Source organism: Pantoea sp. X85 (genome assembly GCF_029623675.1).
In the GTDB taxonomy this organism is placed as follows: domain Bacteria; phylum Pseudomonadota; class Gammaproteobacteria; order Enterobacterales; family Enterobacteriaceae; genus Pantoea; species Pantoea leporis.
The window spans coordinates 4,079,303-4,102,520 of record NZ_CP121108.1 but is presented as its reverse complement, the minus strand read 5'-3'; the positions used below and the strand labels follow the sequence as shown (position 1 = coordinate 4,102,520).

Sequence of the window (23,218 nt, the reverse complement as noted above, 5' to 3'; positions counted from 1 at the left end):
TTTTTAGATAAAACGCTTTTAAAATCAGAGCATGAAAACAAATGAACTAACTGAACCAACTGAACCAACACTATTTCTCTCACGTGTGAGGATTAATCCTCTTCGGCCTCATCCTCTGGCCGGTACTGGATGACATAGACGTTGTACTGCCGCTTGTTAATCCTCGGTGACTTACGCTGGAATCCTCTGCCGCTGGCTGGTGGTGTCATCATTCCGCTTTCTACCAGCACGCGAGCGAACTGCTTCGGGTTGAAACCGCTGGCGATCTCCTGCTCAAACGTTGCCGGGAAGGTGTAAAAGACGATTGGATCATCTTCATGGTTGCCGCTGGCGCGATAGCCCGCCATCTCACGGATAGGCAGCGATTGAGGGTCATACGGGAATGGGGCGAACCGGCTGAAACCATTGGCATTCAGAAATGCTTCGCACTGAGCAATGATTTGCTGATGCTCTTTGTTACCTGTGCCAAATTCTCTCACCCATGCGTTATAGCTGTGCTGAACGGCATCACGGCAGGTTTGCTCATCCCATCCGGTGATAACCCGGCCCAGCAGCAGCGCAGCCTCGAGAATGGCAAAGCGTGCGCCTACGCGATGAACCTGCTCGCCGTATTCTGCCGGAATCAGGCCGCGCCAGCGGGCCTCTGCCTCCCTGACAGCCTCAGTGGCCTGCTGCTGATTGCCAGCTAACCATTTAATCCACTTCCGACCTGCTGCGCCGTGGTGATTCTGCCAGGCATCCTTCAGGGCGTCGGCGTGCTGTTTGCCGTTCTCATGCTGGTGGAATCTCACAGCCTTACTCAGCGGTATATTCAGGAGCCTGACCAGCTGGCCCGCTTTGGCCTTGCGCCCGGCCATTGCGATAAACGTTTCTAAATCCATTTCGCCGGTGCTGATTGCCACGGTGCGCCAGCGCTTCAGGTCACGGTTGCCGCCTTCTTTGGCTCCCTGCAGTTTTCCCACTCCGTTGAACAGGGCGTAAGCTGATTGTGAGACGCTAACCGGATCCGCGCCTTGTCCTACCTCATCCAGCGGCATCAGCGCGTCGTTGTGCGCGGCGGCTTCGTTCGCCAGGCCCAATGCGGTGCCGTACCACGTCAGGCGCAGCTGGTCAGGGTTACCGTAAAGGCTGCTGGCAACGTTGGCGGTTGTGGTTTTACCGGCGCTCGATTGTTCATAGAAGTGAATACCGAACCCATCAGCGCCCGCCAGGCCAATCAGTGGAGCAGCCAGCGCAGCAGCAACGCCGGTCATCATTGAGTAATTGCCTGCAGCCAGTGAGCCAACACTTTGACGCCAGCCAGCCGCATTCCCTTTGCAGGTGTAACCGGCAGCGGCTGAGCTGCGCCCGTTGAACAGCACCGGCTTATCTGGTGTGCCGATGATTTCACCGTCAGGCATGATATAAGCGCCGCACTGCCACCCTGTAGCGTGCGCGACTCTCCATACCTCTCGTGACCCGTTCCGCTGTAACCAGTCCGCCAGAATCGCTCTCAGGCCGCTTTTAGTTGTGACGTTCACGCCACCAGCTTTGAGTGTTCTCCATCCTTCTCGCTCACCAATGTCTGCAAGCGGGATAGCCTGTGTGGTTTCACTGTCTGAGCCCCAGGCCAGCCAGCGAAGTATCAGATACTGGTCTTTGTCATCGCGCCCGGTGCCGATCACCTGCAGGGGAGAGCAGAGCCAGCTTTCACGGTTGATGATTTCCCCGGTCTGCTTATCGGTGTTTGGCTCAACCCAGTACACGCCATCCTGACGGCTTTCAATCCGGGGTTTTAGCGCATCGCGATCCGTCGCGGTTGCTTTGCCGCCTTCAATCACTTCCAGTTGAGCGCACATGCTTTCCCCCTGCGGTTGGTACAATGAATCGTTGAATGCTGTCGTGGCGCTATCCAGCCCGTTTTGCTGGCGGTAATCATCCCAGTCAGCCTTGTAGCTGGTGGGTGGTAATGAGACATAGCCATTAACGGCTTCAGCGGCTTTTACGGCGAATATCTTTCCACCGTTAACTTTCGGCTTGCCGTGTTCGTCGAGCTCACCCGGTTCATGCCAGTCGTTATCAGCAGCGATTATGATTTTGGCCTCCGGGTAAAGCTGGCTCATAGCCTGCGCTACCGTGGGGAGGTTACCGGCGTCGAGCGCCACGACTGCAAGCGCTGTGGGGCGCATCAGGTGAGCGGTGAGTGTCGTAGCCAGCCCTTCAGCGATGATGATTTCGCTAACGTCCTGCGGCTGGTTAACGAGGTGCCACGCACCGCGCTTGGAAGAGCCATAGAGAACCTTTTTTTCGCCCTGCGGCGTAATGGTCTGCGCTGCTGCTACATCTCCGGATTCATCCACCAGCGAAAGCAGAATTGAACCATCGGGCAGGCACGGCAGGGGGAAGCCGTCCAGCCCTTTGGCGATCAGGTATTCGCTTTCACCCGGAGTAGATTGCTCTGCCAGCCTCTGATAGTGGCTCACAAAACTATCGCGACGGTGTGCGGCCTCGGCTGACTCTTTCTTCTGGCGCTCCTGCTCCTGCTGGTGGCGCTGTTCGTCGAGTTGCTGCCTTCTCTGGCTGGCTGCTTTCTGGTCAGTTTCTGTTGCCCGGTAATCAATACCCAGCACATCAGCAGCCAGGCGTGCGGCCTCAGTTGCCCCGCACTCGTTGACTCGCTGGATCAGGTCTAAGCCGTCACCCGCACCGCACTGATTGCAGAAGAAACTGCCACGCCCTTTGTCATCGAAGCGAAAGCGGTCAACACCACCGCAGGCGGGGCAGGGCGCGTGCTGGCGGGGAGAACGGGGCACTTTAATTCCGAGCTGGCTCAGCACCAGCGGCCAGCGGTTAGCCGCTGCGCTGGTAGTCTCCCGGATAAGGTCATAATTACGCATGGAAAGGACTCCCTTTCTTCGAGAGTGTGGTGCTCATATCGTTAATCATGCTTTGCCAGATATCTTTTCCACGCTCAGTCGGCTCATTTCCTTCTAGGCACAGGTTCAGCAGATTCGATGCAAGCTGCTCCCAGTGGGAATATTCCTGCTTCAGCGGCTCAAGCAGATAACTGTCCACCAGCAGCCTGATACCTGCGGAGCCGTCGGTAATGGCAACCTCAATCCGCTGGCCATTAACATTCATCGGAAACCAGGCGCCGCCGTTCTGCTCCCGGATGTGGTTATAAATGGCTGCGGAGTACTGGTTAGCGAGCGCATTCAGGCGGAAGTTTTTAGTCATGATCGTCATTAATTTCCCCTTAGTGCGCTGTCGGTGCGGCTGGAATGCCTTCAGTTTTGAGCAATTCGATATAACCATCGTGGAGCATTGCTAAGCCTTCGCGCCCCCACTCAGATAGAGCCATGCCCCCATCTGCGGACGGTTCGATCATTGATTGATAGAGCATTAACGCTTTCTGGTGCGGGTCATCATGGGTGAAGTCTTTCAGCATCAGCTCTTCAACGTTGAGCGCCAGTGAAAAGCGCTCAGTTGCCGGATAAACCACGATGCCGCCATGCTTACCCATGTAGAGGGTCTGGTTTGACGTTGTGCCGTCATCCTGAGTAACCGGCGTAGTGCCGTGCTCTCTCATCTGCTCGACGATAAACACACCTGCCACCATCCAGCGCCAGACGTTAACCTGCTGCTCTATGCTGGGTTTGAACCAGCTTCGTATTTCAGCGAGTGATAGCTCAGCAATCACACCAAACCCCTCCGATAGAGGCTTATCAAAGCGGCCTTCATCCAGTTGGCGAATGACGGATGAGAAACCTACAAGCCGGCTGCCGATACGCACCCCGTCAGGCGTGGCTTCTGCTGAGAAAGAGCCGGATTTCTCCGGCATTTTTGGGAATTTGAGTAGGTTATTCATGGTTTAGCCGGCGCTCCTTTACCGCGAGATTGGAGATCGGCATCAACAGCTGCCTCCAGCGCCTTAATAGTGTCGTGAACGGTTCCGTGGGCGAGACTAATGAGCCAGGTTAAATCCTCGTTTTCACCGGTGCCCGGCATCGTATCAAGCAGTACTGAGAGAACAGCGCGCGCTTTCTTCAGATTGGCCGCTTGCTGATCAATTTCGGCAAATAAAATAGCCATTACTTTTCCTCCATCTGCTGCGCAATAGCGTCAGGCAAGCCGTCCAGAATGGTGAGGACTGAATCAACCATATCGGGCACGAGACCATCGTCTGTGGTCATTGTTTTGAGCCAGACTGTTAGCACTGTCTGGGCTTGCTGGATACGACACATAACGTCACTTAATTCGATTTGCTGTGCTTTCATGCCAGCACCTCCTGCGCATGACTGATGCGTGCTTGCTTCAGCCCGTCAAGGCGCGCTTTTTTCAACGCGTGGGCTTTGGCGTAAGCGCTTGAGGATGAAATCACCTGATAATTTATCGCTACGGTATCGCCACGATAGTTGAGCCCACGAGCCTGGATCTGGAAGTGACTACGCATTGTCATCCTCCCGGCTCTTTTGGGCATTTCGTGCAACATCTTCGATGATGCTAAGCAGCTCGCTTTGCGTTTTACGCTCATCGTCACTTGATGTGAGGAACTGCGCAGCAATGACCAGGCTCTCGATTTTGTTCATGGCGTCAACGAGCTCAATTGGATTGCGCATTGCGGCTCTCCTCTTCAGCGACCATTTCAACGAGAAACGCGGTTACGTCACCTGTGAGCCGGCGCAGCAGTGCTGAAATTGCTGTTAAATCACCTTCCCCGATCTCGTCTGAGCTGAGCTCAATTAAGCGGGAGATAATTTCTGCCTGATGAGCACGCTCGGCGGCTTGCTTGAGGGTAATTTCATAAACGGGATTAAACATGTGCCACCTCCTGAACTGGCAGGCGTGCGGCTAATGACAGGATTAAATGAGGAGCCAGAACGCGGCGAGCTTCTTTCTCGCTGGTGGCCTGAACAGAGACGCGGCAAGGTTTGGCCTGCATGTCAGCGCGTGACAGAGCCAGGAAACGAAACTCAAAATTGGGTGTGACTTGGGTGAGGGTAGTAGCCATGATGGCAGCCTCCGATAACTGGTATTTGATACCACCACCGGAAACGCCAATTTCACTGGTGGTGGACTGAACAGGGTTGGCGTAACCGGCGTTATCGGAAACCGGCGCGGATTTCTCCGCCCCCATCCAGCCCACCATTACTTCGTGAGCGGCACGGATTATAACCGCATCGCTGAAAAATGGGTGAGTTAGATTAACGACATAAAAAAAGACGCTAGGCGCGTCATATGTCGCCGATAACATAACCAGGACGCCAATCCTGTCACCGGATTTTGCCGGTGAAGGTTGAGCATAGTCCGAATATTGCGACCTGAGCAAGCTGTTTTTTAACGGATTGTGACAGCAGGCAAAACTAACGTAAGACGGCGTCTTACGGCTCGGCATGTCGGGTTTTAACAGGTTTTTAGCCGAATCTCTGGCTGAGTAGCCGTTAAGATTTGTTAAGATCTGACTAAGTTTGGCTAAGTCCAAATGCGGCTTTGCACGCAGCTGTGATCCACACCACGACGCAGCAATCATTGCGCCACCCCCGTGTACTCCCGGATGAAGCGCTCAACTGATTGTGTGCATGGTGAGTCATACCCGTCACGATAGAACGTCACGCGATTAAATAGCACACTGTGTACCGTCACTAATTCGCCGCTGGTGTCCTGATAGCGCTGATTAGGTTCTGGCTGGTAGGCGGGTTTAGCCATTAGTGAACCTCCGGCAACTGAGGCTGGTACTTAAGCCAAAGAGCGGCCTCTTCAGCGGCAAGGCTAGCCTTCTCCCCTTTGCAAGCCTGCAGTTCTTTACCGCGCTTACTGGCCTTCTTCTCATATTCAGCTTTGCGTTTGCTGTGGTCGTTCAGGAACGCGAATGGCACGCCGTAGGAGCCGGTTTTACGGATTGACGGGATAACCTCACCAAATACCCATTCGCTGAATCGGTTAGCTGCTGTTCCGGGGATCGATGCTTTACGGCTCCGCGCTATAAGTTTGTAAAAACCGGACTCAGAGACAATTGTCATAGTCTGAATTCCGCCAAGGGTGGGTATTGAATACCCCTCCTTTTCATTGTCATTCAGGCGGCGCATTGGAACTTTGTGATCAACGATTTCCAGAGCAGCACAAATATCTTTGGCAACAAACCAGGGCTCACCAAACACGCTGACTATGCGCACGGATACGCCTTCAAATTTGATAACAGAAATATCGCCTTCGCCTGCGGTAAAAATAGCGGCCATGCTGGTGGCGGGTTGAGGGGCGGCCTCAGAAATTAATCTGCATTTTTCAGTTTTCATTTATCAGGCTCCGTTAAGCGGCGTCGAACGCATCCGGGTAGAGGGAAAGAATGTCGTTAACCTCGAGCGTGGAAAGACCTGTGTACCCACCAGCGGCAGCGTTTTGATTAACCAGCTGAATCACTCGCATTACGTCGGCGCGGCAGGTAATGCGATAGCGGAAGTGGCTACCAATGCCGTCACCATTGGGCTCGTCGAGGCGCTCCAGGCGAATATCAAGCCTTCTTTCCAGCTCAGTCGCATAGTTTCTGGCGCTGGACAACCGGCAATACCGGAGGATCTCATTCTCAGTGAAGCCGTTAACGCCCGTGCGCATCATGTAGACGCGAGCCCGGTGCTTCTTGGGTGTTGGCTTAATGACTGTGGCAGGCGTAATATCAGAGCTGTCAGCATCCTGATTAGCCGCCTGTAATGGGCGGTTTTTCATTTTCATCACGCCACCTCGCGTCGTTCTGCCAGCCAGCGATTAACTTCAGCCGCATCAAAAGCAGTGCTTTTCTCGCCTAACTTAACTGGTGATGGCAGTCGCTTATCTCGAACCCAGCGATCAATGGTTGCTACATGGACACCCAGCGCTTGAGCTAGGCGGAAGCGGCGGATGTAGCCACTGGTGGGAAGTGATGTTTCTTGAAGTGTCGTCATGTTGCCCGTAACCCCTTGTTGGTGGTTTATGCGTCGTTACGGGCTAAATTTAACTGTATGGATGAACATGCATAAGACACAGTAGACTTACTGTACCCATATTGTAATTTTACTCTACCCCTTTACCATTAACAGCAGACCTAAGATGTTTCAGTATGACCTGCTCATTATTGATCTGAAGAGGGGGAATCTCATTGAGATGACTGAAAATACAATCCCTCCATTTTTCAGGACTGATTTCTTTTTTAATTCCTCGGCACTCATCAGGATATTTACTAAGTATAAAGATAGCCGATTTAAATAAATCCTCTCTATTGACTGCGTGTCGTTCTTTGCTCTTAGACTCACGTGCCCCGTCGTTTATTAGCTTAGTGGATGTCTTTCTGTCATAGCTATCAACTTGAGAGCCACCCTTAATAAGAAGGTCGAATTCATCTTTTAGAATAAATATCTTATCAATGCTAAAGCTCAGCAAGTCGTGAAGAACAATCGACTGAAATGCATAGCCGGGGGTGATGTCTGAATCGCCAACCCTTGGAGCCTGAAACTCAGAAAAATAACCCATTTGTAATGATTCATCGGTGAGTGTTTCTTCCTCTCTATAAACATCCCATCTAGATATGGCCAGAAACCCCTTGATAATCATCGTATGTTTTTTTTCAGTAGGGATGTCAAATCCCTCTTCAATGTAAAAATAATCTGATTCGTATTTAGCAAAAATATGTTCAATTCCTTCCTCATTATTGTTTGGGGCGCGGAATCTGCTTTCTGTATCAAAATCTATACTCGTCCAAGTTGGCTCACCAACTTCATTTTCTCCATCAGAATGAAACCCGTACTCTGGGATTTTGATGCAAAGCTGAAGTGAGCCATTAGCTGCAAAATGGAGTAGATCGTTTATATCGCAATCAGCTCTTTTGGCGGCTTGCTTAAGTGTGAAATAGGTGTGAGATGGTAATGGCATCGCTTATCCCTTTAATTTGTTTTTTTAATAGGTGTCACGTTGTATTGTTCTCCGCGCTCCAGCGCCTCCAGCAGATCGGCCCATTGGCTGAGAGCCGCTTTTCTCTCATCAAAATACTGGTGCCGGTTATAGATTCCTTCAACGCCCTTTATGCGGTGGTTCAGGCAGCGTTCAGCTACTACAGGATCGCACCCCAGTGCGGCCAGATGAGTACGCGCCGTGCGGCGGAAGTCATGAATGGTGAAGTTTGGAGCATCTGCCATCTCAGCTCGCACTTTCGCCAGCGCAACCGGCAAGGTGCTTTCCTGAATGTGGGGAATCATACGGTTTTGCATCTTTCTGGCCGGCAGCACCCATTTGCTGTTGCAGGAAAAGGTATGAAGCTCTTTCAACCAAGCCATTGCTGGTGGTGACAAAGGAATGTCGATCGCATCTCCATTCTTTGTACGCTCAGATGGCAAATGCCAAATACCCTCATCCAAATCAAACTCTGCCCACTGCGCAGCGCATAGCTCCATCTTCCTGACGCACAGCGCCAGCAACAGCTTAAATGTGAGTTCATTCTGGCGACTGAAGCCTTTAGCCGTTCTCATTGCCTGAAATAGCTTTATCAGCTCATCACGAGTTAACCAGCGGTCGCGGCTTATCTCTTTGCCACCAGCATCAGAAATCTCAAAGGCGGAGCATGGGTTAACTTCCAGAGCATGACGCTTGATGCCGTAATCAAAGATGCGACGTGTCCAGCGCAGAACGTCAGTAGCGATAGTAGGAGCGCCGCGATCAACAATGCCTTTCAGCATGTCATCGATGTGGCGAGGTTTAACGTCCTCTACCTTCATATTGCCGATACATGGGTTGATGTCTTTATCAATGCGGCGTCGCAATATGTCGGGGTGCTTCCAACGCGGCAGGATTTGACGCTCGAAGTATTCAGCTGCCAGCTGTGACACACGCATAGCGTTTTTTTCAGCATCTATCTTTGCGATCGCATCGGCTTTGCGCTGTTGTTTCTCTCCGGCCACGTCATAGCCCAGCGCCACACGCGCGGATAGCTCTTTAACCGTTTCCCTAGCCTTAGCCAGAGAAAGCTCTGCGTATGAGCCAATTAACATCGCCCGTGCTTTGCCAGAGAATTTATAGCGGAAGCGCCAGACGGGTGCTTGATAGTTCTCTCGGTAGGAGAGGTAAAGCCCGTTCCCGTCCGATCTCCCCTCAAATCTCTCGCCGGCTTTTATCCAGGCGCGTATCTGCGCATCAGTTAGCTTTGGCATCTCAGAATCCAGTGTTGATTATCTGTGTACACCCAAGTCATCCAAGAATGCGCTGGGGGTACACTGAGGTGTACACATTAATCATGCGCTTTCATGCGTCTTTATGCTAGCTCTTGATAACAAAAAAGCCCGGCTATATGCGGGCTTTGCTAGTGGTATGCTGCTTTATGATTTTTACTGCGTCGTTACTCGATGTTCTGAATCTGTTCACGCATCTGTTCAATCAACACTTTCAGCTCAATCGCTGATGTCGTGATCTCGGCATTAATTGATTTCGAAGCCAGCGTGTTCGACTCGCGGTTGAACTCCTGCATCATAAAGTCGAGGCGGCGGCCAACGGCTTCTTTCTTTTTCAGGATGTTGTAGGTTTCTTTAACGTGCGCATCCAGGCGATCCAGCTCTTCCGACACATCGGTGCGCTGCGCCATCATCACCAGCTCTTGCTCCAGGCGATTATTTTCCAGCTGCACTTCGGCTTCTTCCAGCTTGGTGACCAGACGCTCGCGCTGCCATTTAATCACTTCTGGCATCTGCGCGCGCACTTTGCTGACTTCGTGCGATACGCCTTCCAGACGCTGTTCAATCATCGCTTTCAGCGCGGTGCCTTCGCTTTCACGCGCTTCGATAAAGTCATCTAACGCGCCATCCAGCGCCACCAGCAGTTCGGCGTTGATGGCATCGAGATCCTGCTCTTGCGCAGACATCACGCCCGGCCAGCGCAGAATATCCAGCGGATTAATCGCGCCTTCATCACTCTGCATCTTCACCCAATTGGCGGCCTGCACCAGCTGTTTGGCCAGTGATTCATTCAGCTGCAGTTCGCCTTGCGCGCTGGCATCGGCGTCATAACGCAGGTTGCATTCGATTTTACCGCGCGTCAGGCGATTACGGATGCGCTCGCGGATGACCGGCTCCAGGCCACGAAATTGCTCCGGCAGACGGATATAGGTTTCCAGATAGCGCTGGTTAACCGAACGAATTTCCCAGGCGGCGCTGCCCCAGTGGCCTTTGGCTTCGCGGCGGGCGTAAGCGGTCATACTGCGGATCATAATCGTCTTCTCTTTTTCAGAAATGTTGGGTGAAGTATAGCGAGGCAGCCTCGACGCTAACAGGCATAAGCGCACTTAAGCGTGAATAACAAAAAATTACCTCTTTTACCGACAGACACTTATGCTTAGCGCTGGTTCGCTTAAAAGGATGAAGTGATGTTCCGCTCTCTGGCTCTTCCTGCTTTATTAACCTTACTGCTCGCTGGCTGTCAGGCTCCGTCGACGAAAACGCATCAGATCCCGCCCAACACCGCGCCGGTTGCGGTATGCGGTTCTGGTGACGTGATGATGCAAACAACGTTGTGGTTTGGCATGAACAAACCGAAAGGTGGCATCGTCAGCAGCAGCGAATGGCAGCAGTTTGTCGATAACGATGTGACGCCGCGTTTCAAAGACGGTTTATCGGTATATGACGCCAAAGGTCAGTGGCTGGGCGAGAACGGTAAGCTGGCGCGGGAAAACAGCAAAGCATTGATGCTGATTCACACTCCGGATGTGGCGAGTTCTGACAGCATCAACAAACTTCGTGATGTGTATAAACAGCGCTTCGAGCAGGAATCGGTGATGCGGGTTGATTCACTGGTGTGCGTGGCGTTTTAAAAAATGGCGGCCATGCAGCCGCCATGCGTTATCAGATAAACAGCCCGGCGAACGCGGCCGACAGCAAGCTCACCAGCGTGGAGCCATACACCAGCTTCCAGCCAAAACGGGAAACCACATTGCCCTGTTTCTCGTTCAGGCCTTTAATCGCACCGGCAACGATGCCGATTGAGGCGAAGTTAGCGAACGAAACCAGGAACACTGACAGAATCCCCAGTCCGCGTGGCGTCATTTCAGCCGCCACTTTCTTCAGCTCGATCATCGCAACAAATTCATTCGCTACCAGTTTGGTGGCCATAATACTCGCCGCCTGCAAAGCATCGGCGGAGGGAATGCCAACCAGCCATGCAAACGGATAGAAAACGTAGCCAAGCAGCTGCTGGAAGCTGTAGCCAAATACCGCAGAAAACAGCGCATTGATTGCTGCAATCAGCGCGATAAAGCCAATCAGCATCGCCATGATGATCATCGCCACTTTAAAGCCGGCGAGAATGTATTCGCCCAGCATCTCAAAGAAGCTCTGATCTTCATGCAGCTTATCCAGCGCAATCTGCTCTTCGTTTTCCGGGCGGGTTGGATTGATGATCGACAGGATAATAAAGGTGCTGAACATATTAAGCAGCAGCGCCGCAACCACATATTTGGCATCAATCATCGACATATACGCGCCAACAATCGACAGCGAAACCGTCGACATCGCCGTCGCCGCCATGGTGTACATGCGTGGCGCGGAAATATCAGCGAGAATGCCTTTATAGGCAATGAAGTTTTCCGACTGGCCCAGAATCAAGGTGCTGACGGCGTTAAACGATTCCAGCTTGCCCATGCCATTCACTTTTGACAACAGAGTGCCTACGGCGCGAATCAGCAGCGGCAGAATGCGCCAGTGCTGCAAAATGCCGATCAGTGCGGAAATAAACACAATCGGGCAGAGCACGCCGAGGAAAATAAAGGCTAATCCCTGATCTGCCATATTGCCGAAGACAAAGTTGGTCCCTTGCGCGGCGTAGGTTAATAAGGTTTCAAAGAAGCCGCCCACCGCAGTGACTACCAATTGGCCGCCGGCCGAGTGCAGGAAGAACCAGCCCAGCGCGGCTTCGACAATCAGCAGCTGAATAATAAAGCGAGGACGAATGCGTTTGCGGTCGTGGCTGACCAACAGCGCAAGGGCAAAAATCACCACCAGCGCCAGCAGGAAATGGAGTATCGCGATCATCATTTATCTTTTTAAGGGAGGAAACGCGCATTTAGCCACAGCCACCACAGAATTTCATCCAGGATTGTGGCGATCGCGGGCGGGACAGCCGCAGCTGAAGTCCGTATAATGCGCAGCCAAACCTAAGCAAGCCGGAGAGAAACCATGCGTCCAGCAGGCCGTAGTGCATCTGAAACACGTCCCGTCACACTCACTCGTCACTACACCAAACATGCAGAAGGCTCTGTGCTTGTTGAATTCGGCGAAACCAAAGTGCTGTGCACCGCAACCGTCGAAGAGAGCGTGCCGCGTTTCCTCAAAGGCAAAGGTCAAGGCTGGATCACCGCGGAATACGGCATGCTGCCGCGTTCGACCCACAGCCGCATGGCGCGTGAAGCCGCCAAAGGCAAACAGGGCGGACGTACGCTGGAGATTCAACGTCTGATCGCCCGTTCACTGCGCGCAGCAGTGGATTTGCAAGCGCTAGGTGAATTCACCATCACGCTGGATTGCGACGTGATTCAGGCCGATGGCGGTACGCGTACTGCATCCATTACCGGTGCCTGCGTGGCGCTGGCCGATGCGCTGAATGCGCTGGTTGCGGCTGGCAAGCTGAAAGCCAGCCCGCTGAAAGGTATGGTGGCGGCGATTTCTGTGGGTATCGTCGGCGGTGAAGCGCTGTGCGATCTGGAGTATGTGGAAGATTCCGCCGCAGAAACTGACATGAACGTGGTGATGACCGAAGACGGCCGCATGATTGAAGTGCAGGGCACCGCAGAAGGTGAGCCCTTCAGCCACGACGAGTTACTGCAGCTGCTGGCGCTGGCGCGAGGCGGCATTGAGCAGTTGATTCAGGCGCAGAAAGCGGCGCTAACTAATTGATGTAACAGGCGACCATAGAGTCGCCTTTTCTTTATTTGAGGAGTGAGAAATGAAAGCCTGGCAGCGTCAGTTTATTGAATTCGCCCTGAACAAAGGGGTGCTGAAGTTTGGTGAGTTCACCCTGAAATCGGGACGTAAAAGCCCCTATTTCTTCAATGCCGGTCTGTTTAATACCGGTCGCGATTTGGCGCTGTTAGGCCGTTTCTACGCGCAAGCGCTCGTTGATGGCGGCGTTGATTTCGATCTACTGTTTGGCCCGGCGTACAAAGGCATCCCAATTGCCACCACTACCGCAGTGGCGCTGGCCGATCATCATGAACGTGACGTGCCTTACTGCTTCAACCGCAAAGAAGCCAAAGATCACGGCGAAGGCGGTTTGCTGGTGGGCAGCCCGCTGCAAGGCAAAGTGATGCTGGTGGATGATGTGATCACCGCCGGTACTGCGATTCGTGAATCAATGGATATCATCAGTGCGCATAATGCGACATTGGCGGGCGTGTTGATTTCGCTGGATCGTCAGGAACGCGGTCGCAGCGATATTTCGGCGATTCAGGAAGTGGAACGTGACTATAAGTGCAAAGTGACGGCGATTATTACCCTGGCTGAGCTGATTGATTACCTGGAAGAGAAGCCGGAGATGGCTGACCATCTGGCGAAAGTGCGCGCGTATCGTAAAGAGTACGGGATTTAATTATTCGGTAATGAGGTCGGCATTTATGCCGACCTGGTCTTTTAAACCAACTGCGCCGCCATCAGCGGCCAGCGGCTCTCGAAATCTGCGGTCGGACGAAAGCGGAATTCGGAGCGCACATAGCGCGACAACAGCCCTTCACAAAACGCCAGTAACTGGCTCGCCAGCAGCGTTTCGTCGTTCTGGAAACCTTCACCATCACGCATTTTCTTCTCGCGCATCACCTGACGCAGCTGCACTTCAATACGCTCAAACAGCTGATTAATACGCCCTTGCAGGCGATCCTGTTCAAACATCAGCGCGTGGCCGGTCAAAATACGCGTCAGCCCCGGATTACGCTCACCAAATCCCAGAATCAGCTGCACGATTAAACGCAGGCGCGTCAGCGTCTCTTTTTCATCTTTCAGGATCAGATTGATGCGGGTAATCAGACTGTCTTCAATAAACTCGATCAGGCTGTCAAACATGCGCGTTTTGCTGGGAAAGTGGCGATAAAGCGCCGCTTCCGACACGCCGACATTAGCGGCCAGCTTCGCGGTGGTGATGCGCTGACTGCCATCGCCCGACTCCAGCATTTGCGCCAGCGCCTGCAAAATCTCTTCGCGACGATTCCGTTTCGCGACTTTTTTTTCTGCCATGACCTTCAACACCCCTGAAATTCACCAAAAACAGGCAATACTGCCTCATCTGCCACAGACATAGCGGCCTGTGGCGACAAGAAATAAAAAGATGGCTAAGCGAAAAGTGTCGCGTATTACTGGCGGCCTGAGTGACCGAAGCCGCCTGCGCCGCGGTCGCTGGTGTCAAAATCTTCCACCAGGTTAAATTCGGCCTGCACGACCGGCACGAAGACCAGCTGTGCTAAACGGTCGCCTGGCTGCAGCGTGAAGCTGTCCTGACCGCGGTTCCACACGGAAACCATCAGTTGGCCCTGATAATCGGAGTCGATTAAACCGACCAGATTACCCAGCACGATGCCATGTTTATGGCCAAGACCGGAGCGCGGCAGAATCACGGCGGCAAGAGCAGGATCGGCAATGTGAATCGCCAAACCGGTGGGAACCAGCGTGGTCATGCCTGGTGTGATTTCAAGCGCATCATCCAGGCAGGCGCGTAAATCGAGGCCTGCGGAACCAGAGGTTGCATAAGTCGGCAGCGGGAATTCGTTGCCCACGCGTGCATCAAGAATTTTAACGTCGATTTTTTTCATCATAACGGCTGACAATCTCGTCTAGTAATTGTTGGCCAAGGAGCGTCTTATCACTGAGCGGTAAGACTTTTTCTCCTTCCTGCCAAAAAAGGTGAAGAGCATTGGTGTCGCTATTGAAGCCCTGACCCGCCTGCGCCACATCGTTCGCACAAATCAGATCCAGGTTTTTTCGCACCCGTTTTTGCCGCGCGTATTCTTCCACATTCTGGGTTTCGGCAGCAAATCCCACAACATAAGGGCGATTTTCCTGCAGCGCCGCGACGCCTGCGACAATATCGGGGTTCTTCACCAACTGCAGCGTGACGCTGTCGTCGCCACCCTGTTTTTTGATTTTCTCTGCGGCAATGTTAGCCGCCCGGTAGTCTGCCACGGCTGCGCTGGCAATGAAAATATGTTGTTGCTGGATTTGCGCCATCACCGCCGCTTCCATCTCCAGCGCGCTGTCGACGTCCAAGCGTTGCACGCCAACTGGCGTTGGCAGCGCCACCGGGCCGGTAACCAATGTCACCTTCGCACCGCGTTTGGCCGCAGCCGCAGCAATCGCAAATCCCATCTTGCCCGAGCTGTGATTGCTGATATACCGCACCGGGTCCAGCGCTTCGCGGGTTGGACCGGCGGTGATCATAATGCTGAGATGTTGCAGATCGTTGACGGGCGCAGCCCACTCCAGCGCGTGCGCCACAATCGCCAGCGGATCGAGCATGCGGCCGGGACCCACATCGCCGCACGCCTGGCTGCCGCTGTCGGGGCCCCAAATCAGTACGCCGCGCTGCTGCAGACGCTGCAGGTTCTCTTGCGTGATCGCCGCGCGGTACATCTGTTGATTCATGGCCGGGACGATGGCAACCGGCGCTGCGCTTGCCAGGCACGCGGTGGTGACCAAATCATTCGCCATGCCGGCAGTGACGCGGGCAATCAGATCGGCGGTAGCCGGCGCCAGCACAATTAAATCGGCCCATTTCGCCAGTTCAATATGGCCCATCGCCGCTTCGGCTGCCGGGTCGAGCAAATCATCAAATACCGGATAACCGGAAACCGCCTGCAGGCTCAGCGGAGTAATAAAGGCCCTGGCCGCTTCGGTCATCATTACGCGCACATCAGCACCGCGATCGCGCAGCCGACGCACCAGCTCCGGCGCTTTGTATGCAGCAATGCCGCCGCTCACGCCCAGCAGAATTTTCTTTCCAGCTAATCCCGTCATGTTGTTCGCCTCAAAGCAAATTGCCGCGTCAGGGGCGGCAGATGCAGGCAACTTTATCACAAAATCCACAGTGCGCCTTTTCACTGCCTGCGGCCTTTGCGAGCTGGCTCTGAAATCGTTCAGCGCGTGCTGGCGCTGACGGTGGCTGACGCGCAGAATCGCCGCATCGCAGGGAGGAGATGGTCATGACGGAACTGGCACCACGGGAAAAACTGATGTTAATGGGCGCTGAAGTGTTGAGTGATGCTGAGCTGCTGGCGATTTTTTTGCGTACCGGCATCAGCGGCACCAGCGTGCTGCTGTTGGCGCATCAGATGTTGAACGAGTTTGGTTCGCTCTATCGCATTATGACGGCCAGCAAAGAGGAACTCGGGCAGATTAAAGGCGTGGGCAGCGCCAAAATGACGCAGCTTTATGCCATCGCGGAACTGGGAAGGCGATTTTTTGCCAGCCAGCTGGCGCGGGAAAACGTGATGGAGAATCCGCAGGTGACGCGCCATTACCTGCAAAGCGTGCTGGCGCATCAGGAGCGCGAAGTGTTTATGGCGCTGTTCCTCGATAATCAGCACCGCGTGTTGCAGGCGCAGAAGATGTTTTCCGGCTCGATTGCCAGCGTGGAGGTTCACCCGCGCGAAATCGTGCGCGAAGCGCTGAAACTTAACGCGGCGGCGGTGATTCTGGCGCACAATCATCCGTCGGGAATCGCTGAACCCAGTCGCGCCGACCGCGATATTACCGGAAAAGTCGGGCAAGCGTGCGCGCTGCTCAATATCCGTTTACTTGATCATTTGGTGATCGGTCACGGCGAGTTTACCTCTTTCGCCGAGCGCGGTTGGTTGTAATTCATCGATTCAACTGAACAGAAATAGGGCATTTTTGCGCGATCCAGAGGGATCTTTATCTGTTCGGGACTTGAGCACTCGGGCTGAGCGGCGTATACTACGCCACCTTTGAGAATCTCGGGTTTGGCGTTTGGGCCAGCTTAGCGGGTTCACATGGAACTCGCCTGGGCGGGCTAAGGCCTGACGAGGCGGCCAAAACCTAGTTTTTAAAGCTCGAGCTGATTTGATTTTTGGAGAATAGAAATGTCACGAGTCTGCCAGGTAACTGGAAAGCGTCCGGTAACGGGTAACAACCGTTCCCACGCAATGAACGCGACGAAACGCCGTTTCCTGCCGAACCTGCACTCTCACCGTTTCTGGGTTGAGAGCGAAAAGCGCTTCGTTACTCTGCGTGTATCTGCTAAAGGTATGCGTGTTATTGATAAAAAGGGCATCGATACGGTTCTGACCGAAATCCGCGCCCGTGGTGAGAAGTACTAAGGAACTGAATCATGGCTAAAGGTATTCGTGAGAAGATCAAGCTGGTTTCCTCTGCTGGTACAGGTCACTTCTATACCACCACGAAGAACAAACGTACTAAACCAGAGAAATTAGAACTGAAAAAGTTCGATCCGGTTGTACGTCAGCACGTGATCTACAAAGAAGCTAAAATTAAGTAATTTTAGTGTTCTGTGAAAAACCCGGCTTCGGCCGGGTTTTTTGTTTCTGCGATTCGTTGAGGAGATGAGATGCCTGAATTACCTGAGGTAGAAACCAGTCGTCGCGGTATCGAACCCCACATGGTGGGTGCCACGATTCTGCATGCGGTGGTGCGCAATCCACGTTTGCGCTGGCCGGTCTCGCATGAAATCCACGCGTTGAGCGACCAACCCGTATTGAGCGTGCAGCGTCGCGCTAAATATCTGCTGCTCGAACTACCGCATGGCTGGATCATCATTCACCTCGGCATGTCCGGCAGTCTGCGCGTGCTACCCGGCGAACAACCGGCCGCCAAACATGACCATGTCGATTTAGTGATGAGCAACGGCAAAGTGTTGCGCTACACCGATCCACGTCGCTTTGGCGCCTGGCTGTGGAGCAATGACCTCGCAGGCAGCAGCGTGCTGGCGCATCTCGGTCCGGAGCCGCTCAGCAGCGAATTTGATGGTGCCTATCTGTTTGAAAAGTCACGCGGCAAACGCACCGTGATTAAACAGTGGCTGATGGATAACAAAGTGGTGGTGGGCGTCGGAAACATCTACGCCAGCGAATCACTGTTTACTGCCGGGATCTTGCCCGATCGTTCGGCAATGAGTTTGAGTCAGGAAGAGGCCGAGTTGCTGGTTAACACCATCAAAGCGGTGTTGTTACGCTCGATTGAGCAGGGCGGCACCACGCTGCGAGATTTCCTGCAAACGGACGGTAAACCCGGCTACTTCGCGCAGCAGTTGCAGGTTTATGGCCGCGCCGGCGAACCTTGCCGTGCCTGCGGTACGCCGATTGTCAGCGGCAAACATGGTCAGCGCAGCACCTTCTGGTGTCCACGCTGCCAGCACTGAGTTAAGGCTGCGCCAGTCGCGCCAGTAACGCCTTGTGCACAACGGCAGGCAGAAATGCCTGCACGTCACCGGCATGGCGCGCGACTTCTTTGACCAGCGAAGAAGAGACGAACGAGAAACCTTCTGACGGCATCAGAAACACGCTCTCCAGCGTGGGCAACAGATGACGATTCATCTGCGCCAGCTGCAGCTCATATTCGAAATCCGATACCGCACGCAATCCACGCACCAGCACATTGGCATTCTGCGCCTGGGCAAAGTTCGCCATCAGGTCGCTAAACCCGATTACTTCGACATTCGGCAGATGTGCCGTCACCTGACGCGCCATATCCACGCGCTCATCGAGACTAAACAGCGGCTTTTTACTCGGGCTGGCGGCAATCGCCACGACGATGTGGTCAAACATCTTCGCTGCACGCGTCACAATATCCAGATGACCCAACGTGAAGGGATCAAAGGTGCCGGGATAAATCGCTTTCGTACTCATACGCGACCTTGTGTTGAGGTGTGATGCAGCGCCCAGAGCGCCGAGTATTTGTTGAAAGTGTACTGCGCATTAACCACCGCCAGAATCCAGCCCTGCTTGCCATCGAGAAAACCGGCGCGCAGCAGCAGCGTTTTAACAAATGCGCCGAGCGTGTGGCTAAAGATCGAGAACAAGCCGCAGCGTTTGCCGCGCTGGAAACGCTCATTTGCCCAGGCTTCGGCATAGTTCATCTGCTTACGCTGAAACGCAATCAGGTCACGACAGGTGAGATGTTGCAGATCGCCCGCCAGCTTCACTACCGGCGCACCCTGCGTCTCCAGTGATTCATGCACCAGATTGTCGTTGTAATTGAACTTGCGCGGATAGAGGCGCATAACGCGATCGGGATACCAGCCGCTGTGGCGCATAAAGCGGCCAAGAAACAGGTTGCTGCGACCGAGGCTGTAAACATTGTCCGAGGCAGGCTGTGCGAGAACCTGCTCGATAGCGCGACGCAATTCGGGTGTAACGCGTTCGTCGGCATCGATCATCAAAATCATCTCGCCTTGCGCATGGGCCTGCGCGCGCTGGCGCTGCTTGCCAAACCCCTGCCAGCCTTCAGCCTGGAAAACCTGCGCGCCCTGTTCGCGAGCGACCTGCATCGTGTTGTCGCTGCTGCCGGAATCGAGCACCACAATCTCATCTGCCCAACTGACAGAAGCCAGCGCCTCCGGCAGCAGTTCAGCTTCGTTTTTGGCGATCATCACCACGGAGAGACGTTGGCGTTGCGACATGAATTAGTGAGCTCGCGGCGGTAGGTGAGGTTCGAGTAACTGTAGCAGACGCTGTAATGCGCCCTGATTTTGATGCAGCACTTCCACAGCATGACGGCCGTAATAGCGGCGATAATCGTCATCCTGCAGCAGGTTAGCGACTTCTTTCTGCAGCGATACCACGTCAGTAACGGTAATCAGCCCTTCGGCCTGCTGCAGCTTGGCGCAGATATCTTTGAAGTTCCAGATGTGCGGGCCCATCAGCACCGGAATGGCATGCGCTGCCGGCTCCAGCGGATTGTGGCCGCCGCGCTCAACCAGGCTGCCGCCAACAAAGGCGAGGTCGGCGATGCCGTACAGCATCATCAGCTCGCCCATGGTGTCGCCAATCACCACCTGCGTGGAGCTTGATGGAATTTCGCCGCTGCTACGCAGGATAAAGCTGAAGCCGCGTTTTTGTGTCAGGTCGCAGGCATCTTTGAAACGTTCCGGATGGCGCGGCACCAAAATCAGCAGCAGATCGGGGAACTGCTGCAGTAGACGTCGATGCGCATCGAGCACAATTGCCTCTTCGCCTTCGTGAGTGCTGGTGGCGATCCACACCGGACGACGCGACGCCCACTGACGACGCAGCGTGACCGCTTTTGCCGCCAGCTCTGGCGTTACGGAGATATCAAACTTGAGGCTGCCGGTAACGGTGAGATGCGAACGTTTCAGGCCAAGGCTGAGGAAACGGTCGCCATCTTCGGCGTTTTGCGCGGCAATCAGCGTGATGCGCTGCAGCAGGTCGCGCATAAAGCCGCCGAGTTTCTTGTAGCCTTTGGCCGAGCGCTCAGATAGGCGCGCGTTGGCAATTACCAGCGGAATCTTGCGCTGATGCAGAATACGGATAATGTTTGGCCACAGCTCGGTTTCCATGATGATCACCAGTCGCGGATCGACGGTATCGAGGAAACGGTTAATCGAACCTGGCAGATCGTAGGGCAGGTAAACGTGGTGTACATCTTTGCCAAACGCGGACTGCGCACGCTCGGAGCCGGTTGGCGTCATGGTGGTGACGGTAATCGGCAGCGTTGGATAGCGGTGGCGCAACGCGCGCACCAGCGGCACTGCCGCCAGCGTCTCGCCGACGGAAACCGAGTGCAGCACAATGCCATGTGGCAGCACTTTTCCGCTGCAATAGCCGTAGCGTTCTGCCCAGCGTTTACGATAGGTCGGTGCTTTTCGACCGCGCAGCCACAGGCGCAACCAGATTAGTGGCTGAATCAGGTAGAGCAAGGCTGTGTATAGAGTCGTCATAGTTACCGTTACGACAGAATCGCGTCAAAAAACAGATGAAAGGCGGCATGTTATCAGAAATTAACCGCCTGCTCATACCACTTCGTCAGCTGGTCTGCAGCACTTGCTGATACAGCGAGGTCAGCGCGTGCGCCAGCCGCTGCGGACCATAAGGTTCAATTCTGCGACGTGCGGCTTCGCCCATGGCAGAATTGTGTGAAAGCGCCGGTGTTGCCAGCACGGCTTCGTTTAACGCGTTGATATCTAATGCATCGCAGACAAAACCTTCCTGACCCGCAGTGATAAACTCTGCGCCGCCGCAGCCGGTGCTGGTGATCACCGCCAGGCCGCAAGCCATCGCTTCCAGCACTACATTTGGGAAGGGATCATAAAGCGTAGGCAGCAGCAGCGCATCGGCTGCATGGTAGAACGGTTGCACGTCCTGCTGCACGCCGACGAAGCGTAAGCGATCGAGGCAATTGAGCTGGTTTGCCAGCTGCTGATAGCGCGACAGCTGCTTATCCTGGCCGACCACCACCAGATAGCGATCGCTTTTCGCCACCGCTTCAATCGCCGCTTTTAAGCCTTTACGCTCAAAACCCGAACCCACGTAAATCATCACCGTGGCATCCTGCGGCAGTTTGAGCTGCTGACGTGCTGCATGACGCAGCGCTTCGCTGGCTGGCTGGAAGCGTTGGCTATCAATCGCGTTGTGAATCACATGGATCTTGCTGGCATCGAGCCTGAAATGACGCAAAATATCCTGTTTCACCATCTCTGAGTTACAGATCACCGCTTTCAACGACGGCGCGTTGAACATATCGGCTTCCGCCTGTAACACATAACGATGATAACGACTAAGGCGGGCGCTTAAGCGCTGCCACGGCGTCACAATGCGCGCGCGCTGCTCCAGCCAGACGCGATGCACGCCATCACCGGCACGAAAGATATCGCAACCGGCGATGCGTTCGTGGCTTTGCACAATATCGAACTTTTCGCGTTCCCAGCATGCACGCGCGGCACACGCAAAACCGCGCTCGCGCGAGATGCGACCGAATTTCGCTGGATTGCAGATGTGCAGATGCCAGGCCGGATTCGGCGTGCCCTGCCAGCTGCGAGTGATGATATTGAGATCGAGCTGCTCGCTATCCAGCGCTTCCAGCGCACGCGAAATAAAACGTTCAGCGCCGCCGTCTGGGCGGTATTTCTGCCGGACAATCGCCAGGCGTAACTTACTCATGCAAAAAACTCCGGGCGGCAGCCACCACATCCTCAACGGGAATGGCAGAAAGATAGCGCTGTTGCGTGTTGGTATCGATGTCGTCTGGCGAGGGTAGCGGGCCGTAATCACCGGCCCAAATCACGCGATTATGATCGCCCCACGGACGCCAGTGTTGCAGCTTGGTCGGTCCAAACAGCGCAAGACACGGCGTTTCCAGCGCGGCGGCCATGTGCATCGGCGCAGAATCTACGCCGATAAACAGCTGTGCCGCGTCAATCAGCGCCGCCAGCTGCGGCAAGGATAATTCTCCCGCCAGCGACACCACATTGTGGCTGCGACACAGCGACTGAATATTGGCGATCATTGCCATTTCTTTCTGGTCCGGCGCCGCCGTCAGTACCACGGTGCGGCCTTCGGCAGCGAGCGCATCAATTAGCTGTGCGACTTTTTCATCTTCCCAGCATTTAAACAGCCAGCGTGAAGTGGGTTGCAGCACAACAAACGGCATTTTCACCGCATGATGAGCCAGTACATCCTGCACTTTTTGTTGATCGGCTGTGCTGAAATGCATCGAGGCTTTTGCGCCGGCGGCGCTGATGCCCAGCGGCTTCAGCGCGGCCATATTCTGTTCAACCGTATGCAGCTGATGATGATCTTCCGTACTGACCAGATGGTTGTGCATCCAGCGCCATAAGGCGTTATCACGTTTGCGGAAGGCAAAACCAATACGCACCGGCGCGCCAGAGAATCCGGTAATGATGGCGCTGCGCCACTGATCGGCGAGGTTAATCACCAGGTCATAATGGCACGCGCGCACCGCGGAAAGCAGGGCCATTTCATGCCGGAATTTCTGCCAGCCGCCTTCCTTCTTCCAGTTGCGATCGATGATGTGCAACTGGCGAATGGCCGGGTGCGCCTCCAGCATTGGACGGGTTTCTTTGTAGAGCAGAACGTCGATGTTCGCCTGAGGATAGCGTTGGCGCAGCGCGTTTATCGCGGGCGTGGTCAGCAGCATGTCGCCGTGATGACGCAGCTTGATCAGCAGAATATTTTTCGGTGCAAATTGGTCTGGAATCGGGCTTGCCATACTCAAATGATCTCAGAATTCAGTCAGCTGATTGT

The 23,218-nt window shown here is 54.2% G+C and carries 32 protein-coding genes; 7 read left to right on the top strand and 25 right to left on the bottom strand.

Annotated features, from left to right (window positions below):
* Positions 1 to 92: 92 nt before the first annotated feature.
* The 16 genes from P6287_RS19170 to P6287_RS19095 form a co-directional block, all read right to left on the bottom strand.
* Positions 93 to 2,876: a TOPRIM and DUF927 domain-containing protein gene (locus P6287_RS19170; RefSeq protein WP_277974265.1), complete on the bottom strand. Its 2,784-nt coding sequence runs from the start codon at positions 2,874 to 2,876 to the stop codon at positions 93 to 95.
* Positions 2,869 to 3,225 (bottom strand): hypothetical protein, encoded by a 357-nt coding sequence (locus P6287_RS19165; protein WP_277974264.1) that lies wholly within the window; start codon positions 3,223 to 3,225, stop codon positions 2,869 to 2,871. Before P6287_RS19165 ends, P6287_RS19170 begins: the two co-directional genes overlap by 8 nt.
* 10 nt (positions 3,226 to 3,235) lie before the next feature.
* Positions 3,236 to 3,847 carry a hypothetical protein gene (locus tag P6287_RS19160; RefSeq protein ID WP_277974263.1) on the bottom strand — a complete coding sequence of 204 codons (612 nt, stop codon included), beginning with the start codon at positions 3,845 to 3,847 and terminating at the stop codon, positions 3,236 to 3,238.
* Positions 3,844 to 4,071, bottom strand: a complete 228-nt coding sequence (locus P6287_RS19155; RefSeq protein WP_277974262.1) for a hypothetical protein — start codon at positions 4,069 to 4,071, stop codon at positions 3,844 to 3,846. The genes P6287_RS19160 and P6287_RS19155 overlap by 4 nt, the downstream gene beginning before the upstream one ends.
* A complete protein-coding gene (locus tag P6287_RS19150; RefSeq protein WP_277974261.1) occupies positions 4,071 to 4,256 on the bottom strand; it encodes a hypothetical protein in 186 nt (61 codons plus the stop codon). Before P6287_RS19150 ends, P6287_RS19155 begins: the two co-directional genes overlap by 1 nt.
* Positions 4,253 to 4,432 (bottom strand): hypothetical protein, encoded by a 180-nt coding sequence (locus tag P6287_RS19145; RefSeq protein WP_277974260.1) that lies wholly within the window; start codon positions 4,430 to 4,432, stop codon positions 4,253 to 4,255. Before P6287_RS19145 ends, P6287_RS19150 begins: the two co-directional genes overlap by 4 nt.
* Entirely contained in the window at positions 4,425 to 4,598 is a 174-nt protein-coding gene (locus P6287_RS19140; protein WP_277974259.1) for a hypothetical protein, read from the bottom strand. Before P6287_RS19140 ends, P6287_RS19145 begins: the two co-directional genes overlap by 8 nt.
* Positions 4,582 to 4,800 carry a hypothetical protein gene (locus P6287_RS19135; protein WP_277974258.1) on the bottom strand — a complete coding sequence of 73 codons (219 nt, stop codon included), beginning with the start codon at positions 4,798 to 4,800 and terminating at the stop codon, positions 4,582 to 4,584. Before P6287_RS19135 ends, P6287_RS19140 begins: the two co-directional genes overlap by 17 nt.
* A complete protein-coding gene (locus tag P6287_RS19130; RefSeq protein ID WP_277974257.1) occupies positions 4,793 to 5,509 on the bottom strand; it encodes a host cell division inhibitor Icd-like protein in 717 nt (238 codons plus the stop codon). The genes P6287_RS19135 and P6287_RS19130 overlap by 8 nt, the downstream gene beginning before the upstream one ends.
* A complete protein-coding gene (locus P6287_RS19125; RefSeq protein WP_277974256.1) occupies positions 5,506 to 5,685 on the bottom strand; it encodes a DUF4222 domain-containing protein in 180 nt (59 codons plus the stop codon). The genes P6287_RS19130 and P6287_RS19125 overlap by 4 nt, the downstream gene beginning before the upstream one ends.
* Positions 5,685 to 6,272 carry a BRO family protein gene (locus tag P6287_RS19120; protein WP_277974255.1) on the bottom strand — a complete coding sequence of 196 codons (588 nt, stop codon included), beginning with the start codon at positions 6,270 to 6,272 and terminating at the stop codon, positions 5,685 to 5,687. The genes P6287_RS19125 and P6287_RS19120 overlap by 1 nt, the downstream gene beginning before the upstream one ends.
* Positions 6,273 to 6,285: 13 nt before the next feature.
* The gene (locus tag P6287_RS19115) at positions 6,286 to 6,705 is read right to left on the bottom strand and encodes a hypothetical protein (RefSeq protein ID WP_277974254.1); all 420 of its coding nucleotides are present in this window, start codon (positions 6,703 to 6,705) and stop codon (positions 6,286 to 6,288) included.
* A complete protein-coding gene (locus P6287_RS19110) occupies positions 6,705 to 6,914 on the bottom strand; it encodes an AlpA family phage regulatory protein (RefSeq protein WP_277974253.1) in 210 nt (69 codons plus the stop codon). Before P6287_RS19110 ends, P6287_RS19115 begins: the two co-directional genes overlap by 1 nt.
* Positions 6,915 to 7,023: 109 nt before the next feature.
* Entirely contained in the window at positions 7,024 to 7,878 is an 855-nt protein-coding gene (locus P6287_RS19105; protein ID WP_277974252.1) for a hypothetical protein, read from the bottom strand.
* An 11-nt stretch (positions 7,879 to 7,889) separates the two neighbouring features.
* On the bottom strand, positions 7,890 to 9,149 hold the full coding sequence (locus tag P6287_RS19100; RefSeq protein ID WP_277974251.1) for a site-specific integrase: 1,260 nt from the start codon (positions 9,147 to 9,149) through the stop codon (positions 7,890 to 7,892).
* Between the two features lie 185 nt (positions 9,150 to 9,334).
* Positions 9,335 to 10,198, bottom strand: a complete 864-nt coding sequence (locus P6287_RS19095) for a YicC/YloC family endoribonuclease (RefSeq protein ID WP_061720336.1) — start codon at positions 10,196 to 10,198, stop codon at positions 9,335 to 9,337.
* A gap of 156 nt (positions 10,199 to 10,354) precedes the next feature.
* On the opposite strand from P6287_RS19095, the gene P6287_RS19090 reads away from it, so the two are divergent.
* On the top strand, positions 10,355 to 10,798 hold the full coding sequence (locus P6287_RS19090) for a DUF3574 domain-containing protein (protein WP_210081787.1): 444 nt from the start codon (positions 10,355 to 10,357) through the stop codon (positions 10,796 to 10,798).
* Between the two features lie 31 nt (positions 10,799 to 10,829).
* Here the strand turns inward: P6287_RS19090 and P6287_RS19085 are convergent, their stop codons facing one another.
* On the bottom strand, positions 10,830 to 12,014 hold the full coding sequence (locus P6287_RS19085; RefSeq protein WP_277974948.1) for a nucleoside transporter C-terminal domain-containing protein: 1,185 nt from the start codon (positions 12,012 to 12,014) through the stop codon (positions 10,830 to 10,832).
* Between the two features lie 144 nt (positions 12,015 to 12,158).
* Here P6287_RS19085 and rph point away from each other — a divergent pair, with 144 nt between their 5' ends.
* Both rph and pyrE read left to right on the top strand, forming a co-directional pair.
* The gene (rph, locus tag P6287_RS19080; protein WP_101760691.1) at positions 12,159 to 12,875 is read left to right on the top strand and encodes a ribonuclease PH; all 717 of its coding nucleotides are present in this window, start codon (positions 12,159 to 12,161) and stop codon (positions 12,873 to 12,875) included.
* A gap of 49 nt (positions 12,876 to 12,924) precedes the next feature.
* Positions 12,925 to 13,566 carry an orotate phosphoribosyltransferase gene (pyrE, locus tag P6287_RS19075; protein ID WP_008109749.1) on the top strand — a complete coding sequence of 214 codons (642 nt, stop codon included), beginning with the start codon at positions 12,925 to 12,927 and terminating at the stop codon, positions 13,564 to 13,566.
* 41 nt (positions 13,567 to 13,607) lie between these two features.
* Here the strand turns inward: pyrE and slmA are convergent, their stop codons facing one another.
* The 3 genes from slmA to coaBC form a co-directional block, all read right to left on the bottom strand.
* On the bottom strand, positions 13,608 to 14,204 hold the full coding sequence (gene slmA / locus P6287_RS19070) for a nucleoid occlusion factor SlmA (RefSeq protein WP_008109747.1): 597 nt from the start codon (positions 14,202 to 14,204) through the stop codon (positions 13,608 to 13,610).
* Positions 14,205 to 14,320: 116 nt separating this feature from the next.
* On the bottom strand, positions 14,321 to 14,779 hold the full coding sequence (gene dut / locus P6287_RS19065) for a dUTP diphosphatase (RefSeq protein ID WP_167391166.1): 459 nt from the start codon (positions 14,777 to 14,779) through the stop codon (positions 14,321 to 14,323).
* Positions 14,757 to 15,977 carry a bifunctional phosphopantothenoylcysteine decarboxylase/phosphopantothenate--cysteine ligase CoaBC gene (gene coaBC, locus P6287_RS19060; protein ID WP_192415293.1) on the bottom strand — a complete coding sequence of 407 codons (1,221 nt, stop codon included), beginning with the start codon at positions 15,975 to 15,977 and terminating at the stop codon, positions 14,757 to 14,759. Before coaBC ends, dut begins: the two co-directional genes overlap by 23 nt.
* A gap of 185 nt (positions 15,978 to 16,162) precedes the next feature.
* Here coaBC and radC point away from each other — a divergent pair, with 185 nt between their 5' ends.
* From radC to mutM, 4 genes are all read left to right on the top strand, one after another.
* The gene (radC, locus tag P6287_RS19055) at positions 16,163 to 16,819 is read left to right on the top strand and encodes a DNA repair protein RadC (protein WP_101760688.1); all 657 of its coding nucleotides are present in this window, start codon (positions 16,163 to 16,165) and stop codon (positions 16,817 to 16,819) included.
* 243 nt (positions 16,820 to 17,062) lie between these two features.
* Positions 17,063 to 17,299, top strand: a complete 237-nt coding sequence (rpmB, locus tag P6287_RS19050) for a 50S ribosomal protein L28 (protein WP_007885297.1) — start codon at positions 17,063 to 17,065, stop codon at positions 17,297 to 17,299.
* 11 nt (positions 17,300 to 17,310) lie between these two features.
* Positions 17,311 to 17,478 carry a 50S ribosomal protein L33 gene (gene rpmG, locus P6287_RS19045; RefSeq protein ID WP_001051798.1) on the top strand — a complete coding sequence of 56 codons (168 nt, stop codon included), beginning with the start codon at positions 17,311 to 17,313 and terminating at the stop codon, positions 17,476 to 17,478.
* Positions 17,479 to 17,547: 69 nt separating this feature from the next.
* Positions 17,548 to 18,357, top strand: a complete 810-nt coding sequence (mutM, locus tag P6287_RS19040) for a bifunctional DNA-formamidopyrimidine glycosylase/DNA-(apurinic or apyrimidinic site) lyase (protein WP_101760687.1) — start codon at positions 17,548 to 17,550, stop codon at positions 18,355 to 18,357.
* A 1-nt stretch (position 18,358) separates the two neighbouring features.
* On the opposite strand, the gene coaD is transcribed toward mutM, so the two are convergent.
* The 5 genes from coaD to rfaQ form a co-directional block, all read right to left on the bottom strand.
* On the bottom strand, positions 18,359 to 18,844 hold the full coding sequence (coaD, locus tag P6287_RS19035) for a pantetheine-phosphate adenylyltransferase (RefSeq protein WP_192415295.1): 486 nt from the start codon (positions 18,842 to 18,844) through the stop codon (positions 18,359 to 18,361).
* On the bottom strand, positions 18,841 to 19,617 hold the full coding sequence (locus P6287_RS19030; protein ID WP_192415297.1) for a glycosyltransferase family 2 protein: 777 nt from the start codon (positions 19,615 to 19,617) through the stop codon (positions 18,841 to 18,843). Before P6287_RS19030 ends, coaD begins: the two co-directional genes overlap by 4 nt.
* Positions 19,618 to 19,620: 3 nt before the next feature.
* Positions 19,621 to 20,895: a lipid IV(A) 3-deoxy-D-manno-octulosonic acid transferase gene (gene waaA, locus P6287_RS19025; protein ID WP_277974250.1), complete on the bottom strand. Its 1,275-nt coding sequence runs from the start codon at positions 20,893 to 20,895 to the stop codon at positions 19,621 to 19,623.
* A gap of 85 nt (positions 20,896 to 20,980) precedes the next feature.
* Positions 20,981 to 22,114, bottom strand: coding sequence for a glycosyltransferase family 4 protein (locus P6287_RS19020; RefSeq protein WP_192415299.1), 1,134 nt, complete (start codon positions 22,112 to 22,114; stop codon positions 20,981 to 20,983).
* A complete protein-coding gene (gene rfaQ / locus P6287_RS19015; RefSeq protein ID WP_192415300.1) occupies positions 22,107 to 23,183 on the bottom strand; it encodes a putative lipopolysaccharide heptosyltransferase III in 1,077 nt (358 codons plus the stop codon). Before rfaQ ends, P6287_RS19020 begins: the two co-directional genes overlap by 8 nt.
* Between the last annotated feature and the right edge of the window lie 35 nt (positions 23,184 to 23,218).

What these genes read in the sequence shown, in the direction of transcription:
- P6287_RS19170 (WP_277974265.1), bottom strand. Translation starts at nt 2,876, where the DNA reads ATGCGTAATTATGACCTTATCCGGGAGACTACCAGCGCAGCGGCTAAC.
- P6287_RS19165 (WP_277974264.1), bottom strand. Translation starts at nt 3,225, where the DNA reads ATGACGATCATGACTAAAAACTTCCGCCTGAATGCGCTCGCTAACCAG.
- P6287_RS19160 (WP_277974263.1), bottom strand. Translation starts at nt 3,847, where the DNA reads ATGAATAACCTACTCAAATTCCCAAAAATGCCGGAGAAATCCGGCTCT.
- P6287_RS19155 (WP_277974262.1), bottom strand. Translation starts at nt 4,071, where the DNA reads ATGGCTATTTTATTTGCCGAAATTGATCAGCAAGCGGCCAATCTGAAG.
- P6287_RS19150 (WP_277974261.1), bottom strand. Translation starts at nt 4,256, where the DNA reads ATGAAAGCACAGCAAATCGAATTAAGTGACGTTATGTGTCGTATCCAG.
- P6287_RS19145 (WP_277974260.1), bottom strand. Translation starts at nt 4,432, where the DNA reads ATGCGTAGTCACTTCCAGATCCAGGCTCGTGGGCTCAACTATCGTGGC.
- P6287_RS19140 (WP_277974259.1), bottom strand. Translation starts at nt 4,598, where the DNA reads ATGCGCAATCCAATTGAGCTCGTTGACGCCATGAACAAAATCGAGAGC.
- P6287_RS19135 (WP_277974258.1), bottom strand. Translation starts at nt 4,800, where the DNA reads ATGTTTAATCCCGTTTATGAAATTACCCTCAAGCAAGCCGCCGAGCGT.
- P6287_RS19130 (WP_277974257.1), bottom strand. Translation starts at nt 5,509, where the DNA reads ATGATTGCTGCGTCGTGGTGTGGATCACAGCTGCGTGCAAAGCCGCAT.
- P6287_RS19125 (WP_277974256.1), bottom strand. Translation starts at nt 5,685, where the DNA reads ATGGCTAAACCCGCCTACCAGCCAGAACCTAATCAGCGCTATCAGGAC.
- P6287_RS19120 (WP_277974255.1), bottom strand. Translation starts at nt 6,272, where the DNA reads ATGAAAACTGAAAAATGCAGATTAATTTCTGAGGCCGCCCCTCAACCC.
- P6287_RS19115 (WP_277974254.1), bottom strand. Translation starts at nt 6,705, where the DNA reads ATGAAAATGAAAAACCGCCCATTACAGGCGGCTAATCAGGATGCTGAC.
- P6287_RS19110 (WP_277974253.1), bottom strand. Translation starts at nt 6,914, where the DNA reads ATGACGACACTTCAAGAAACATCACTTCCCACCAGTGGCTACATCCGC.
- P6287_RS19105 (WP_277974252.1), bottom strand. Translation starts at nt 7,878, where the DNA reads ATGCCATTACCATCTCACACCTATTTCACACTTAAGCAAGCCGCCAAA.
- P6287_RS19100 (WP_277974251.1), bottom strand. Translation starts at nt 9,149, where the DNA reads ATGCCAAAGCTAACTGATGCGCAGATACGCGCCTGGATAAAAGCCGGC.
- P6287_RS19095 (WP_061720336.1), bottom strand. Translation starts at nt 10,198, where the DNA reads ATGATCCGCAGTATGACCGCTTACGCCCGCCGCGAAGCCAAAGGCCAC.
- P6287_RS19090 (WP_210081787.1), top strand. Translation starts at nt 10,355, where the DNA reads ATGTTCCGCTCTCTGGCTCTTCCTGCTTTATTAACCTTACTGCTCGCT.
- P6287_RS19085 (WP_277974948.1), bottom strand. Translation starts at nt 12,014, where the DNA reads ATGATCGCGATACTCCATTTCCTGCTGGCGCTGGTGGTGATTTTTGCC.
- rph (WP_101760691.1), top strand. Translation starts at nt 12,159, where the DNA reads ATGCGTCCAGCAGGCCGTAGTGCATCTGAAACACGTCCCGTCACACTC.
- pyrE (WP_008109749.1), top strand. Translation starts at nt 12,925, where the DNA reads ATGAAAGCCTGGCAGCGTCAGTTTATTGAATTCGCCCTGAACAAAGGG.
- slmA (WP_008109747.1), bottom strand. Translation starts at nt 14,204, where the DNA reads ATGGCAGAAAAAAAAGTCGCGAAACGGAATCGTCGCGAAGAGATTTTG.
- dut (WP_167391166.1), bottom strand. Translation starts at nt 14,779, where the DNA reads ATGATGAAAAAAATCGACGTTAAAATTCTTGATGCACGCGTGGGCAAC.
- coaBC (WP_192415293.1), bottom strand. Translation starts at nt 15,977, where the DNA reads ATGACGGGATTAGCTGGAAAGAAAATTCTGCTGGGCGTGAGCGGCGGC.
- radC (WP_101760688.1), top strand. Translation starts at nt 16,163, where the DNA reads ATGACGGAACTGGCACCACGGGAAAAACTGATGTTAATGGGCGCTGAA.
- rpmB (WP_007885297.1), top strand. Translation starts at nt 17,063, where the DNA reads ATGTCACGAGTCTGCCAGGTAACTGGAAAGCGTCCGGTAACGGGTAAC.
- rpmG (WP_001051798.1), top strand. Translation starts at nt 17,311, where the DNA reads ATGGCTAAAGGTATTCGTGAGAAGATCAAGCTGGTTTCCTCTGCTGGT.
- mutM (WP_101760687.1), top strand. Translation starts at nt 17,548, where the DNA reads ATGCCTGAATTACCTGAGGTAGAAACCAGTCGTCGCGGTATCGAACCC.
- coaD (WP_192415295.1), bottom strand. Translation starts at nt 18,844, where the DNA reads ATGAGTACGAAAGCGATTTATCCCGGCACCTTTGATCCCTTCACGTTG.
- P6287_RS19030 (WP_192415297.1), bottom strand. Translation starts at nt 19,617, where the DNA reads ATGTCGCAACGCCAACGTCTCTCCGTGGTGATGATCGCCAAAAACGAA.
- waaA (WP_277974250.1), bottom strand. Translation starts at nt 20,895, where the DNA reads ATGACGACTCTATACACAGCCTTGCTCTACCTGATTCAGCCACTAATC.
- P6287_RS19020 (WP_192415299.1), bottom strand. Translation starts at nt 22,114, where the DNA reads ATGAGTAAGTTACGCCTGGCGATTGTCCGGCAGAAATACCGCCCAGAC.
- rfaQ (WP_192415300.1), bottom strand. Translation starts at nt 23,183, where the DNA reads ATGGCAAGCCCGATTCCAGACCAATTTGCACCGAAAAATATTCTGCTG.